17 protein-coding genes and 1 riboswitch are annotated in these 14618 nt (G+C 55.4%); all 17 genes read left to right on the top strand.

Annotation, left to right across the window (positions count from 1 at the left end; translation table 11 throughout):
- Positions 1-15: 15 nt before the first annotated feature.
- The 17 genes from PUT07_RS04650 to PUT07_RS04570 all read left to right on the top strand — a co-directional run bounded on the left by PUT07_RS04650 (position 16) and on the right by PUT07_RS04570 (position 14614).
- The gene (locus tag PUT07_RS04650; RefSeq protein ID WP_274466629.1) at positions 16-306 is read left to right on the top strand and encodes a hypothetical protein; all 291 of its coding nucleotides are present in this window, start codon (positions 16-18) and stop codon (positions 304-306) included.
- A gap of 184 nt (positions 307-490) precedes the next feature.
- Positions 491-982, top strand: coding sequence for an Lrp/AsnC family transcriptional regulator (locus PUT07_RS04645; RefSeq protein WP_274466628.1), 492 nt, complete (start codon positions 491-493; stop codon positions 980-982).
- Positions 983-997: 15 nt separating this feature from the next.
- Complete coding sequence (locus PUT07_RS04640) at positions 998-2203, top strand: aminotransferase class I/II-fold pyridoxal phosphate-dependent enzyme (RefSeq protein ID WP_274466627.1); 1206 nt, start codon at positions 998-1000, stop codon at positions 2201-2203.
- A gap of 67 nt (positions 2204-2270) precedes the next feature.
- Positions 2271-2537, top strand: coding sequence for an aspartyl-phosphate phosphatase Spo0E family protein (locus PUT07_RS04635; RefSeq protein WP_274466625.1), 267 nt, complete (start codon positions 2271-2273; stop codon positions 2535-2537).
- A gap of 61 nt (positions 2538-2598) precedes the next feature.
- A complete protein-coding gene (locus PUT07_RS04630; RefSeq protein WP_274466623.1) occupies positions 2599-3129 on the top strand; it encodes a hypothetical protein in 531 nt (176 codons plus the stop codon).
- Positions 3130-3208: 79 nt separating this feature from the next.
- Positions 3209-3337, top strand: a riboswitch (cobalamin riboswitch).
- Between the two features lie 151 nt (positions 3338-3488).
- Positions 3489-4502, top strand: coding sequence for an ABC transporter substrate-binding protein (locus tag PUT07_RS04625; protein ID WP_274466621.1), 1014 nt, complete (start codon positions 3489-3491; stop codon positions 4500-4502).
- The gene (locus PUT07_RS04620) at positions 4503-5540 is read left to right on the top strand and encodes a FecCD family ABC transporter permease (protein ID WP_274466619.1); all 1038 of its coding nucleotides are present in this window, start codon (positions 4503-4505) and stop codon (positions 5538-5540) included.
- Between the two features lie 4 nt (positions 5541-5544).
- Complete coding sequence (locus PUT07_RS04615) at positions 5545-6321, top strand: ABC transporter ATP-binding protein (protein WP_274466618.1); 777 nt, start codon at positions 5545-5547, stop codon at positions 6319-6321.
- A 31-nt stretch (positions 6322-6352) separates the two neighbouring features.
- Positions 6353-7441, top strand: a complete 1089-nt coding sequence (gene cobT, locus PUT07_RS04610) for a nicotinate-nucleotide--dimethylbenzimidazole phosphoribosyltransferase (protein WP_274466617.1) — start codon at positions 6353-6355, stop codon at positions 7439-7441.
- A gap of 82 nt (positions 7442-7523) precedes the next feature.
- On the top strand, positions 7524-8120 hold the full coding sequence (cobU, locus tag PUT07_RS04605) for a bifunctional adenosylcobinamide kinase/adenosylcobinamide-phosphate guanylyltransferase (RefSeq protein WP_274466616.1): 597 nt from the start codon (positions 7524-7526) through the stop codon (positions 8118-8120).
- Between the two features lie 45 nt (positions 8121-8165).
- Entirely contained in the window at positions 8166-9107 is a 942-nt protein-coding gene (gene cbiB / locus PUT07_RS04600; protein WP_274466615.1) for an adenosylcobinamide-phosphate synthase CbiB, read from the top strand.
- Positions 9089-9898 (top strand): adenosylcobinamide-GDP ribazoletransferase, encoded by an 810-nt coding sequence (gene cobS / locus PUT07_RS04595; protein WP_274466614.1) that lies wholly within the window; start codon positions 9089-9091, stop codon positions 9896-9898. The genes cbiB and cobS overlap by 19 nt, the downstream gene beginning before the upstream one ends.
- Positions 9899-9920: 22 nt before the next feature.
- A complete protein-coding gene (gene cobD, locus PUT07_RS04590; protein ID WP_274466612.1) occupies positions 9921-11027 on the top strand; it encodes a threonine-phosphate decarboxylase CobD in 1107 nt (368 codons plus the stop codon).
- Positions 11024-12604, top strand: coding sequence for a cobyric acid synthase (locus tag PUT07_RS04585; RefSeq protein ID WP_274466611.1), 1581 nt, complete (start codon positions 11024-11026; stop codon positions 12602-12604). The genes cobD and PUT07_RS04585 overlap by 4 nt, the downstream gene beginning before the upstream one ends.
- A 3-nt stretch (positions 12605-12607) precedes the next feature.
- Positions 12608-13177, top strand: coding sequence for a cob(I)yrinic acid a,c-diamide adenosyltransferase (locus PUT07_RS04580; protein WP_274466610.1), 570 nt, complete (start codon positions 12608-12610; stop codon positions 13175-13177).
- The gene (locus PUT07_RS04575; RefSeq protein ID WP_274466609.1) at positions 13174-14115 is read left to right on the top strand and encodes an RluA family pseudouridine synthase; all 942 of its coding nucleotides are present in this window, start codon (positions 13174-13176) and stop codon (positions 14113-14115) included. Before PUT07_RS04580 ends, PUT07_RS04575 begins: the two co-directional genes overlap by 4 nt.
- Before the next feature lie 133 nt (positions 14116-14248).
- Positions 14249-14614, top strand: coding sequence for an arsenate reductase family protein (locus PUT07_RS04570; protein WP_379239612.1), 366 nt, complete (start codon positions 14249-14251; stop codon positions 14612-14614).
- Positions 14615-14618 lie beyond the last annotated feature (4 nt).

Below are 14618 nucleotides of genomic sequence, written 5' to 3'. Positions count from 1 at the left end.
AGAGGTGGATGGATTGTGAAACTAGCCTATATTAACGAGATTCCGGAATACGATCAATGGAATGAATTTATTCGAACATATACAGAAGAATGCATAATGAATGGATGCGGGCATCCCGTGGACTGGAATCAGCTTCAAGCGGGACACGTCATATCCGTCTATGACGAGAACAAGCTGGTCGGCATCGGCTGCCTGGCCGGGGAGCCAAGCATCCATGTTCGCCCTGCTTACGAGCATCGCGAAATAGAACCGATGGTGACGAAGCTGCTCAAAGCCGAATCCAAATTCGGGTCGCTGCATGGATAATTTTAATATGGAACGATAGTAAGCTGCCTGATTATCAGGCGGCTTTTTTGTTAGTACGATAGGATAATTTGAATATACACAAATTATCTGAAAATTTGCTTGGCAGAGTAATTGAATTGGGATGGCAATTCATTGTAAGATTAAAGGATGAACGTATTAAGATTCTAGAAAGGTAGGTTTAACCATGGATACTTTGAAGCTCAAAATTCTCGAATTACTGAAAGAAGACGCCCGCCGCAGTGCGGAACTCATCGCCACAATGTTAGGAACGGCGGTGGAAGAGGTGGCGCGAGCGATAAGCGAGATGGAAGCGGATAAGGTCATCGTCAAGTACGCCACAGTCGTGAACTGGAGCAAAGTGGATGACGAAAAGGTTACCGCCCTGATTGAAGTGCAAATTACGCCTGAACGCGGACGCGGGTTCGACGCCATTGCGGAAAGGATCTATTTATATCCTGAAGTCAAATCAGTCTATCTAATGTCCGGCGCTTATGACTTGCTTGTTGAGGTCGAAGGCAATTCCCTGAAGCAGGTTGCTTCCTTCGTGTCCAACAAATTGTCGCCGATCGATCGCGTGCTTTCGACCAAAACGAATTTTATTTTGAAAAAATACAAACAGGACGGCATCATTTTCGAGGATCAAGCGGACGATCATCGGATGCTGGTCTCCCCGTAAAGGTGAGGTAGAGCCATGATCAAAAATGAGACAGTAATCCAACCGAGCAAAATTAAATCGATGCAGGACTATTTGGCTCCTGCCGTACGCGAAATGAAGCCTTCGGGCATTCGGAAGTTTTTTGATTTGGTCAGCAATAGCAAAGACGATATTATTTCGCTTGGCGTTGGTGAGCCTGATTTCTCCACCCCTTGGCATGTGCGTGAAGCGGCGGTGTACGCCCTGGAGCGCGGCAGAACGAAATATACGCCGAACTCCGGTATTCCGGAGCTTCGCGAAGCGATTGCCAATTATTTGTACACGTCGTTCAAAGTGAAATATGAGCCGTCGAATGAAGTGCTTGTGACCGTCGGGGGCAGTGAAGCGATCGACTTGGCGCTGCGCGCGTTGATTACGCCTGGCGACGAAATTCTGATCCCGGAGCCATGCTACATTTCATACTCGCCGATTACGAGTATTAGCGGAGGCGTTGCAGTCGGAATCGAAACTTTCGCGAAGGACCAGTTCAAATTAACGGAGCAGGCGCTTCGCGATGCGATCACGCCGCGTTCCAAAATTTTGATTCTGTGCTATCCGAGCAATCCGACCGGCGGCATTATGAGCTACGAGGACTGGCTGCCGATTGCCAAGGTTGTGGAGGAACACGATCTTATCGTTATTTCCGATGAAATTTATGCCGAATTGACTTATGGTCAGAAGCATGTCAGTTTCGCGGCGGTTCCGGGCATGAAGGATCGGACGATTCTGGTGAGCGGGTTCTCCAAAGCTTTTGCCATGACAGGCTGGAGAATGGGCTATGCATGCGGACATCGCGAATTGATTTCGGCTATGACCAAAATTCATCAATACACGGTGATGTGCGCACCGATTATGGGGCAGGTTGCCGCTCATGAGGCGCTGACCAACGGTTTGGAAGAAAAGGACCGCATGATGGAATCCTATAATCAACGCAGACGGCTGGTGGTCAAAGGATTCCGGGACATCGGACTCGAGTGTCATGAACCGCAGGGCGCATTCTATGCCTTCCCGAGCGTTGTCGCAACGGGACTAACATCGGATGAGTTCGCGCAGAGACTTTTATTCGAAGCCAAAGTGGCTGCCGTACCAGGAGATGTATTCGGATTAGGCGGCGAAGGCTTCCTTCGCTGCTCCTATGCGTACAGTGTTTCTCAGCTGAATGAAGCCTTAGAAAGAATCGGAAATTTTCTGAAAAAATTGTAATTGTACAGGAAAAATGTATATGAATTATTCATGAAAACTGGTATTCTTGTAGTAAGGAGGGATAAGCATGGCTTTTCTTGAATACCAACTATCAACCTATCGAAATCAGATGCAAATCAATGAACAAGAATTCGGACAACGTTGGTTGACTAAGCGTGCCAAGAAGCGAAACTCCCTTAACTTACTGGAAGAAGAGATTCATTCTCTGCGACGCAGGCTAGAGCAGATGGTGATCGACGGGGAAGAAATGACCTCGGATGCTGTCGTGGAGCTCAGCACGATTCTTGATCTCAAAATAAATGAATATATGAATAGCGGGAAGAAAAGTCGGTGAAAGCCGGCTTTTCTCGCGACTATCGATAAATGCAGACCGAATACGGAGGTACTAGGACAACATGAAAGTGAAATTGCTTGTTGTAATGCTGATGTCGGCTTTGATGATCATGCTGGCGGGATGCGGCGGACCGAAGCCGGATGTTTCCATATTTGTCATGGGTGCAAACGGATTTCCAAGCGAAGCAGGCGAGAAGCTGGAAGCTTCCCTCAAATCGAAAATTGGCGAGACGCCTACCGTCAAGCTGAATACATCCCCTATTTTTTCAATGGAGAAAATGATTGTCGAACTCGCGGCCGGAGGCAACGGTATCTTCATCCTGGGCGAGGAGCAATTCAAAGGCTTGAGCCAGCAGGCCGGATTCGTTAACCTGGATGAGACGATTAAGCCGGAGGATTACCCGGAGGGGGTCATCGAGATCGCCGAGGAGGGCAAGCCTGCCGAGAAGCATCTGTATGGCATTCCGCTCGCCGGGAACAAATGGATGAAAGAGCAGGGCTTCGAAGGGAAGGGCCTTATCGCCTTCATTCCTGTCAATGCGCCGAAGCTTGAAGAAGCGAAGCAAGTGCTGAAAGTGATTGCACAAAAGTAACAAGACGTCTATAATCGACGAATAGACTGATAGTCAATATGCAGCCATAGGTGCCGGCAAGCCAGCTTGAAGCGTCTCGCGAGAGATGTCCGACGGGGGTTGCCGCTTAATAGGGAAGCCGGTTAGAGTCCGGCGCGGTCCCGCCACTGTAATCCGGTCATGGATGATGCCGGAAAGTCAGGATACCTGCCTATGGTGCCGTTACGACATCCTTCGAGGAAAAGGATCGCGTTAAATCAGGAGGCAACGCACAGGTTGCTGAGCGCCACGATTTATCGTCCCCTTTGTTCTTCGGAACAGAGGGGCTTTTTGCGATTGAGGTTATTCGAATATCACGAGAGAAGAAAGAGGGTTTACTTATGCAGCAAAAGAAATGGATGCGAAGAGCGTTAGTCCTCACCGTCGCTCTAACGACGGCGGTTAGTTTGGCGGCCTGCGGCCAGAAAGAAGCGGAGATTACGAACCCGTCGAAGCTGGGCGGAGAGGCGACGAAAGCGCCGGTTGCGACTGCAACGCCGGCAGCGGCCAAGAAGACGGCATATCCGCTCAAAATTAAGGATGCTACGGGTAAAGAGTTTACGTTCGATAAGGCGCCTGAGCGGATTGCATCGGTGTCGCCGGCCGAAACGGAGGCGCTCTTCGCGCTTGGCTTGGAAGCCAACATCGTAGGCGTATCCGATTTCGACGATTATCCGGAAGCGGCGAAGTCGAAGCCCAAGTTAGGCAGCATTACGAAGCCGAATCAGGAAGCATTGATCGCATCTGGTGCGAACATCGTGTTTACCGGTGTTTCGATGAAAGCGGACACGGTTGAGAAGCTGCGTCAACTAAACATCAATGTGTTCAAAGTGGAGCCCAAAACGCTGGACGATGCGATGGCGAATATTGAAACGTACGGCTTGATTACAGATCGCCAGGAGCAAGCGGCGAAATTGGTGGCTAAGATGAAAGCGGACCGTCAGAAGGTTGTCGATGCCGTCAAAGACGTGAAGCAGGAGAACAAGAAGAAAGTATACATTGAATTCAGCCCGGGCTGGACAGTCGGCAGCGGCGAATTCATGGACGAGCTCATCAAGCTGTCCGGCGGCATTAACGTAGCCAGCGACACGAAAGGCTGGTACCAAATCAGCGAAGAGAAAATTATCGCACAGAACCCGGCGGTCATTCTGTTCGCGAACGGAGTCATCGACAGCAAGAGCAAGAAGTCTCTTGACGAAATCATTCGCACGAGAAGCGGATGGGATGCGATTGATGCTGTGAAGAACAAGCAGGTCATCGGCCTTGATCAGAACCTGCTGAGCCGCCCGGGTCCCAGATTGACGGACGGACTGCTGGAAATGGCGAAAGGCATCTATCCCGAACTGGTGAAATAAATGAAAAGAAAACTGATGCTGTGGGGAGGAGTAGGAGCGATACTCCTTCTTCTTTCTATTCTGGGAAGTTTATCGCTGGGGACGGCCAGCCTTCCGGCGATGCAGATCGCCGGCATCCTCGGTAAACATATCCCGTGGATTGGAGATTATATCCCTGTCACGTGGGAGCAATCCGCGGAGCAAATCATTAATAAAGTACGCTTCCCGCGCGTACTGCTCGGCATTCTGGTCGGAGCGTCGCTCTCTGTCGCCGGCGCGGCGTTTCAAGGCGTGCTCCGCAATCCGCTGGCCGATCCTTATGCGCTCGGCGTTTCTTCGGGCGCTTCGGTCGGTGCGGCATTTCTAATCTATTTCGGGCTGCAGATGGCCTTGTTCGGTCAATGGACGGTCCCGATCGTCGCTTTTGCGACAGGGCTCATTTCTTTGTTTCTCGTTCTCAGGCTGGCACAGATCGACGGGAAATTGAAGATGGAGACGCTCATTCTCTCCGGCGTCGTGATGCAGGCTTTTCTGGGCGCTATCGTTTCCTTCATGGTATCGATTTCCAAACAGGTCATCAATGAGATTATTTTCTGGCTAATGGGCAGCCTGGCCATGCGGGGATGGCCGTACATCACGATTATTACGCCGTATTTGCTCATCGGACTTATCATTCTGCTAGGCTATGCAAGGTCGCTCAACCTGCTGGCGCTCGGCGAGCGGCAGGCATCGCATCTGGGTGTGCATGTTGAACGGACGAAGCTGATTGTCCTTATCGTTGCCACCTTCATCACGGCAGCCGCCGTATCGGTAGCCGGGGTCATCGGATTCGTGGGGCTTATCGTCCCCCACTTGGTGCGCTTGCTGGCCGGCCCGGATTACCGGCTCATTATTCCGCTGTCGGCGATCGGCGGCGGCATTTATGTGCTCTGGGCGGATACGCTCGCACGGACGCTGCTTAGTCCGACGGAGATTCCGTTAGGTGTGATTACAGCCTTCCTGGGAGCGCCATTTTTTGCGTATTTGCTACATAAGGATAAGAAAACGTTAAGAGGTTGAACACATGATTAAAGTGGAGCAGCTTTCCCAAAACTTTCATACCCAGCAGGTGCTGGCCAATCTTTCTTTCGAAGTCAAGCACGGCGAGTTTTTCGGTATCATCGGACCTAACGGCAGCGGGAAATCAACCTTGCTTCGCCTGCTCTCGGGCGTGGATCCGGTCACCAAAGGCTCGGTCCATCTGGACGGACGCCCAGCTTCTTCGTATTCTCGCAAGGAGCTGGCCAGGTGGCTCGCCGTCCTGCAGCAGGATGCGCTGCCGCCGATCGGCTTCACCATTCGCGAAGTGGTGGAAATGGGGAGGTACCCGTTCCAGAATTGGCTGAGCGAAGATACCGCGGATGCGGAGGGTTTGATTGCCGGAATTATCCGCAAGCTGCATTTGGAAGGGCTCGTAGAGCGTACGATCGAGCGCCTCAGCGGAGGGGAGCGGCAGCGGGTCGCGCTGGCGAAGGTGATGGCGCAGCAGCCGCGGCTTCTCATGCTGGACGAACCGACCACGTTCCTGGATATCGGCTATCAGGTACAAATGATGGACTATATCCGGGAGTGGCAGCAGGAATCGCAGTTGACGGTCGTCGCCGTCCTGCATGATTTGAATTTGGCTGCCCAGTACTGTACAAGGCTGATGGTCGTACATAACGGAACGCTTGCCGCCATTGGAACACCGGCCGAGATTATGACGAGCGAGTTGATTGCCAAAGTATACGGAACAGAGCCTATCGTTCTGCAGCATCCAGTGAACCAAGCGCCGCAAATTTTGCTGCAGCCGGGGAAATAGTGGAGAAGCCAATCGGAGGATGAATGATGAGATGAGCAAACTGAATGCGATTATTGAAGCAATCGAGCCTATCGATCTGGACGTCGTGAAACAGGCTAACGACCATTTGAATCAATTGACCAAGCCGCAGGGCAGCCTCGGCAAATTGGAGGATATTGCCCGCCAGGTTGCGGGAATTACGGGAGAAATCAAGCCGGTGTTCGATCAGAAGGCGGTCATTGTGATGGCCGGCGATCACGGCGTGTGCGAGGAAGGCATCAGTGCGTTCCCGGCGGAGGTGACACCGCAGATGGTCATGAACTTCCTGCAGGGCGGCGCCGCAGTCAATGTGCTTGCGCGTCATGCCGGTGCGGATGTGGTGTGCGTGGACATGGGCGTTAACGCCGATCTGGAGCATCCGGGTCTCGTTTCGCGCAAAGTCAGGAAAGGTACGCGCAACATGGCCAAGGAAGCGGCGCTGACGCCGGAGGAGGCCGTACATGCGGTTGAGGCCGGCGTTCAGCTGGTGGATGAGCTGGCGCAGAACGGCTACCGTCTCTTCGCCACAGGCGAGATGGGGATCGGCAATACGACGGCCAGTGCAGCCATGCTGTGCGCGCTGACCGGCGCAGAGGCGGCAATCGCCGTAGGCCGCGGAACCGGCATCGACGACGCGAAGATGCTGCATAAGCAGTCTGTCGTGAACAGAGCGCTTAGCGTGAACGGACTGCTCCCGGAGCAGCTGGAGCAGGCCGGGGCGGGTTCAGATAGCGCAGACTTCGCGCTAGAGGTGCTGAGCAAAGTCGGCGGGCTGGAGATCGCCGGACTGGTGGGGGTTATTCTGGGCGCAGCGAAGAACCGGTGCCCGGTTGTCGTCGACGGCTTCATTTCGTCGGCGGCGGCATTGGTGGCGAGCCGGATCGCGCCTCGAAGCGCATCGTATATGCTCGCCTCGCATTTGTCGCAGGAGCAGGGCCATGCCGCCATGCTCGAAGCGGTCGGCCTCTCGGCGATGCTGCAGATGGATATGCGGCTGGGCGAAGGAACGGGCGCGGTGCTTGCTTTTAACTTGATCGAAGCCGCAGGCAAGATCATGAGGGAGATGGCGACCTTCGAAAGCGCAGGCGTGTCGCGGGAGTAGCCATAAGCGGCAGGAAAGCGGGAGAACATCAGGAGAACAGCAGGTTTCCTCCCAGGAAACAAGAGAAGGAGGCGAAAGCGGCATGGCGGTACTGGTAACGGGCGGCGCACGCAGCGGCAAGAGCTCGTTCGCCGAGAGGCTGGCGATGCACGGAACCGAGCGCGGATTATATATTGCCACCTCTCAAATCTACGATGAGGAGATGAGGGAGCGGGTGCAGCTGCATAAGCAGCAGCGGCTTCTCTCCGGGTTTCCGTGGGATACCCGGGAGGAACCGTACGAGCTGCAGGCGCTTCTGCAGCAGCTTCATGAGCGCGGCGGGGAAGCCGTCGTGCTGGTGGATTGTTTAACGCTATGGCTCAGCAATTGGCTGCTTCACTATGAACACGAACAGGATGCTTCGGCGCTCGTCATGAAGCATGTGGAGGAGCTTGCCGCCACGGTGTCTATGTACAACGGACAGCTCGTCCTGGTGACCAACGAGGTCGGAGACGGCATCGTGCCGGAATATCCGCTTGGCCGCATCTACCGCGACCTGGCCGGACGAATGAACCAGCGCATGGCCGAGGTGTGCGAGCAGGTGTTTCTTGTGACGGCGGGTATCCCGATCGAGCTGAAAAGCAGAGCCTACCGGTTGGACTCGCATCCGGGGGAAAGTAAATCGTTTCTGGAACGGTGAATGTAAATGATGATATGGATATACTCTTGGCAGGAACTCGTCTGCATGACGGCCGCCGCCATCGCAATCGATTGGATCATCGGCGATCCGAAGTGGCCGACGCATCCTGTCATTTGGATCGGCAGGTGGATCCGTAGGTCCGAGGACCGGCTGCGGGTAGCCGGAGACCGGCCTGCCCTGCAAAAGGCCAAAGGAGTCGTGCTGACGGTCTCGACGGTAGCGCTAAGCTTCGCCGCGGTGCTGCTGCTTGTGCTCGCTGCACGGGAAGTTCATGTGTGGCTGGGCTACGCCGTCAGCACGTGGCTGATCTCGACAACGATAGCGATCAAAGGTTTGAAGGATGCGGCGTATCTCGTTTATCATCCGCTGCGTACAGGCGATCTGGCCGGCGCCCGCAAGTACACCGGCTACATCGTAGGCCGCGATACGGCAGCGCTCGGCGAGGAAGAGCTGACACGCGCGGTCGTGGAGACCGTGTCGGAGAACATCGTCGATGCGGTGATTTCGCCGCTCTTCTATGCGCTCATCGGCGGGGCGCCGCTCGCGATGCTGTACCGGGCATCGAATACGCTGGATTCGATGGTCGGCTACCGAAATGACCGTTACCGTCATTTCGGCTGGGCGTCGGCCCGCTGGGACGACGCCATGAACTGGCTGCCGGCCCGGCTCACGGGCCTGCTGCTCATTCTCGTGGCCCTGCTGTCGCCGGGCCTCTCGGGCAGGCGCGCAGCGGCGGCGATACGCCGCTTCGCGCACCTGCATCCCAGCCCGAACAGCGGCATTCCGGAGTCGGCTGTCGCCGGGGCTCTCGGAATTGAGCTGGGCGGGCTGAACGTCTATGGCGGCGCGGCCAGCGAGCGCGCCCGTATGGGCTGGCCGCTGCGGCCGCGGACGCAGCGGGATATCGTCACCGCCGTACGCATGCTGTACGGCGTCAGCTTCGTCGTGATGGGAGGATTGCTGTGCATATGGCTCGTACGGTTGTAGATTGGCTGCGTGCTTGCATCGCAGCCTTTCAATTTCTTACCCGGTTGCCGGTTCCCGTGCAAATCGATTATACAGACGCTGTCTTCCGGCGGAGCGTGATGTTCTACCCGCTTGCCGGAGGCGTCATTGGCATATTGCTGCTGCTGGCGGCAAAAGTTTTGATGCTCGTCCTGCCGGCCATGCCCGCCGCCGTGCTGCTTCTGGCGCTCTGGGTCATCCTGACCGGCGGCCTGCATCTGGATGGGCTGATGGACACCGCTGACGGTATACTCAGCCACAGGCCCCGCGAGCAGATGCTGGAGATTATGAAGGACAGCCGTGTCGGGGCGATGGGCGTTATCGCCGCCGTGCTGCTGCTGCTGCTCAAGTTCTCGCTGCTCTATTCGCTGCTGACGGCTGCAGCTCACGGGACGGGTTGGCTCTTGCTCGCCGTCGTGCCGGTCTGGAGCCGCTGGTTTATGGCAGCTGCGATCGCTTGGTGGCCCTACGCCCGGAAGGAATCTGGACTTGGAAGTTTATTCCAAAGTGTGAAGGGCCGCCATGTGGCTGTTTCCTTCGTAGTAGCACTGTTCACTACTACGCTTCTAGCGGCAGGAACAGGGATAGATTCGAGCCCGCTCTTGTGGGCGGTTCCGCCCGTATTCGCCTTCGTCACGGTCATGGCCGGCTGGTCAGGCGCCGCCTACATGAGCCGCCAACTGGGCGGATTGACCGGAGATACCTACGGGGCTTTGAATGAGCTGCTGGAAGCTGCTCTGCTGCTTGGCGTTTGCATTTGGATCAGCATTTGATAAGGAAAGGTGAGGTTGCTGCATGTTAGAGCGTTACGGGCACGGAGGCGATCTGTGGACAGCCGAAGAAACGTTCGGCCGGCCCAAAGAGCAATTTCTCGATTTCAGCTCGAATATGAATCCGCTGGGCCCTCCCCCTGTTGTGAAACAAATCTTGTCGGAGGCTTGGCTGGATATTGTGAAATACCCGGACCCTGCGGTTCGCGAACTGCGCAGCAAGCTGTCGCAGAAATATCGAATCCCGATGGAGAGCATTCTGGTCGGCAACGGGGCGGCTGAGCTGATCGACCTGACGGCGAGGGTGCTGAAGCCTGCCGTAACGGCACTGGCAAGGCCGTCTTTCAGCGAATATGAAGAAGCGGTTCACAAGGCGGGCGGCCGGACGTACAGCATTCCGCTGCGGGCCGAACACGGCTTCGAGCTGCAGCAGGCGGACGTAGAGGCGGCTTATGAGCATGCCGAGCTGTTATTCCTGGGTCATCCGAACAATCCGACAGGCCGGCTGATTCCCCGCCCGACGCTGAATGCCTTAGTGCAAAGCGGTCGCAGCGTTGTGCTGGATGAGGCGTTCATGGATTTCATCCCGAACGAAGAGGAGCATTCCTTGCTGCAAGCGGCTTCGGCCAACCGCCGGCTGTTTGTCATCCGTTCGATGACCAAATTTTATTCGATTCCGGGCATTCGCCTTGGCTTCATGGTTGCGCATCCCGATGCGATCCGTCGAATCCGGCAGGAGCAGGTGCAGTGGAGCGTCAACTATTTGGCTCAGCGGATCGGTGCCGCCGTGCTCGAGGATGAGGCTTACGAACAAGCGAGCCGTTTATGGCTGCAGGAAGAGAAGGCATGGCTCGCCGGCCGGCTCAAGCAATTGGGTCTGGAGGTTGTGCCGGGTGAAGTCAATTATCTTCTCTTCTCCTTCCCGGCCAAGCTGGGACTGACGGTTCAGCATGCCCAACGGCTGATGGGCGAGCAAGGAATTCTCATTCGGGACGCGTCGCTCTTCGAGGGCTTGAACGAACGGTACTGCCGGGTCGCGGTCCGGCGGCGCGAAGATAATGAACGTTTAATTGAAGGGCTGCGCCTGACACTGGATGCAAGTGCGGACAGCGAACCGGAGGTGCGAACATGATGCCTAATCGGGAACGGGCGGCAACACTCATGGTTCAAGGAACCGCTTCGGATGTCGGCAAAAGTATTCTGACGGCGGCCCTATGCCGTATTCTTGTGCAGGATGGCTGGCAGGTCGCGCCCTTCAAGTCGCAGAACATGTCCCTCAACTCTTATGTCACTTATGACGGGAGAGAGATCGGGCGGGCGCAGGGCGTCCAGGCGGATGCGTGCCGCATCCTGGCGACAACCGATATGAACCCGATTCTGTTGAAGCCGAAGCAAGACATGGTCGCACAGGTCGTCGTGCACGGCAAGCCATATTCGGATCTGGATGCGAGAACGTACCGCGAATCGTACCTTCCGCAGGCGGAAGCGATCGTCAAGGAATCCCTGAGCCGGCTGCGCAGCGTGTATGACATTGTCGTGCTGGAAGGAGCGGGCAGTCCGGCCGAGGTGAATTTGAAGGATCGCGATATCGTCAATATGAGGCTGGCGGCTTGGGCCGACGCACCGGTCATTCTCGTCGCCGACATCGATCGCGGAGGGGTATTCGCCTCGATCGTCGGGACGCTCGAGATTTTGACGCCGGAGGAGAGGGAACGGGTCCGAGGCTTCGTCATCAATAAGTTTCGTGGCGACGTCAGCCTGTTGAAGCCTGGGTTGGATTGGCTGGAAGAGCGGACGGGGAAGCCCGTGCTCGGAGTCATTCCGTACTTGCCGCAGCTTGGCATTGAGGACGAGGATTCCGCTTCGTTGGATGCGAAGCGCATGAAGAAGCGGAATGCGGTCCTTCCAGAGAAATCCGCCGATCAGTTGGATGTTGCGGTCATTCGTTTGCCACGGTTATCTAACTTTACGGATTTCGATCCGCTGCAGGAAGAGCCCGACGTGCATTTCAGATATATTACGCACCTATCGGAGTGGGGAAATCCTGATGTTGTGCTGCTGCCAGGCAGTAAGAACACGATGGACGATCTGAGATATTTGACCGAGTCCGGTTTGGCTGACCGCCTAAAGGCCTATGCCGGAGAGGAGCATGGCTGGATCGCCGGCATATGCGCAGGCTATCAGATGCTTGGGGAGAAGCTGCTCGATCCGCAAGGCTTCGAATCCGATCATAAGGAGCTTGAAGGCTTGGGCCTGCTGCCGACAGAGACGGTGTTTACGGCCGAGAAGCGGACGGTGCGGGTGCAGGGAACCTCGCCGCTCTTCGCAGAGGATGGCTCCGAGCTGTTCGTAGACGGCTATGAAATCCATATGGGGCGAACGCGATTTTTGGAGAATGCCGTTATTCCTTTTCAAATTAGGGCGTATACTCAGGATATAGACCCTGCAAGTAGCCATGGCGACGGTGCCGTCGTGGATGAGGGGCGAATATGGGGCACCTATATTCATGGTATTTTGCATAATGACGATTTCCGCAGAGCTTGGTTAAACCGCATTCGGCTGCAGAAGGGGCTGGCGCCGGTTCACGGAGGCCTCCGGTACCAAGAGCGCAGGGAGGCTGCCTTCGACAGGCTTGCCGACCATGTGCGGAATCACTTGGATATGCAGCGCGTTTATGAGATGATGAACGTAACAAAGGGAGGACGCTAAAGGATGAAAATTTATACGCGCACCGGCGACGCCGGACAAACGGGAGTTATCGGCGGCCGGGTGGATAAAGATGATGCCCGTGTGGAAGCTTATGGCACAACGGACGAACTGAATTGCTACGTAGGCCAGGCGATGAGCTTCATGGATCCGGCCAAGTACCCCGATCTGCTGCCGGATTTGCTGCAAATTCAGCATGAGCTGTTCGACTGCGGCTCCGATCTCGCTCTCTTGAAGCAAGAGCTGCGTCCTTACAAGGTGACGGCGGCGATGGTGGATGCGCTGGAGGCCTGGATCGATAAATACGATGCGGAAACGCCGGATATTACACGGTTCATTCTGCCTGGAGGCGGAACCGTTTCCTCTACGCTGCACATTTGCCGTACGGTATGCCGCCGGGCTGAACGCCGGGTCGTTACACTGGCGCGCACACAGGAAATCAATCCGGAGGTACGCCGGTATTTGAACCGGTTATCCGACTTGTTCTTTACGATTGCCCGCACAGCCAATCACCGCGAGGGAATAGCTGATGTGGAGTATGTGCGCAGCGCCGAGGTGTTCAGACGTAAATCATGAGTTATTATGAGCCGCTAGTGTATATCGTGCCGCCGGAGGAAGAAGGCTTCATCCTCAAGACGGTGCTGCAAAAAAGATTGATGGTCTCACGCAAGCTGCTGTCCCGCCTCAAACTGACCGAGCAAGGGATTATGGTGAACGGGGTCCGGCAATATATCAATGTGAAAGTCAAAGCGGGAGACCGCGTCGAAATTCGCATGGAAGAGGAAGAGTCGGAGGATATTTTGCCTCAGGACCTTCCTCTGCACATTCTTCATGAGGATGACCATTTGCTGATCTTGGCGAAGGATGCCGGCATCATCGTGCACCCGACGCATGGTCATTATATGAACACGATTGCCAACGGTGTCGTGTATCATTGGCAGCAGGCCGGCATCACTTGCCGCTTCCGGCCGGTGCACCGGCTGGATCAGGAAACGTCGGGGGTGCTCGCCATCGCCAAAACTCCGTATGTACACCAGCAGATATCCGAGCAGATGATCCAGCATCAAGTGAAGAAAGAATATCTTGCCTTCGTATGGGGGCGCTTCGTTAATCGCAAGGGGACGGTCAATGAACCGATCGACCGGGATCCTGAGCAGCCGCATGTTCGCATTGTCACGCCTGACGGCTATTCGGCCGTGACGCACTATGAAGTCGTAGAGCAGTATGGACAGGCAGCGCTTGTCCGCATTTGGCTTGAGACCGGAAGGACGCACCAGATTCGCGTTCATATGAGACATCTCGGGCATCCGCTGCTGGGAGACAAGATGTACACGCTGCCCCAATTCGAGCAGGGACAAGCTGCGGAAGAGGTGGGCCGGCTGCTTCACCGTCAGGCGCTGCATGCATACAAGCTGGGCTTCGTGCATCCCGGAACAAGGGAATGGGCGGAGTTTAACGCCCCGCTGCCTGCCGACTTGGCGGCCTTGCAAGCATGGCTGCAAACCAATGAGTAGCGCAACCACACAACCATCCATCTCTTAGGGGTGGTTTTTCTTTGGAATAACTTGACATTCCTTATTATTTAGCCCAAAATTTTAAATAGATCCTCAATCTAACTCTAAGTCAACCCAAAGGAGCCCTTACATCATGGGAGTTAAAGTATATTGTTACGATAAATGCGGGACATGCCGCAGCATGCTGAAATGGATGCAGGCCCATAACGTCGAGGTGACGGAGAACGTTCCGCTATTCGAGTCGCCGCCTACCGCCGGGGAATTGGCCAAGCTGCTGCGTGACAGCGGGCTGCCTATCAAGAAATTTTTTAATACATCCGGTGAGGTCTATAAGGAAATGAATTTGAAGGACAAGCTTCCGGGCATGACCGAAGAGCAAATGCTCGCGCTGTTAGCTTCCAACGGCAGACTGATCAAGCGTCCGATCGTAACGGACGGCACGCGGGTCACGGTCGGATTCAAAGAAGACGAGTTCAAGGATGTATGGTCGAAGGGGTGATGTG

Source organism: Paenibacillus sp. MAHUQ-63, from assembly GCF_028765165.1.
Taxonomy (GTDB): Bacteria; Bacillota; Bacilli; order Paenibacillales; family NBRC-103111; genus Paenibacillus_E.
This window is presented reverse-complemented; position numbering and strand designations above follow the sequence as displayed.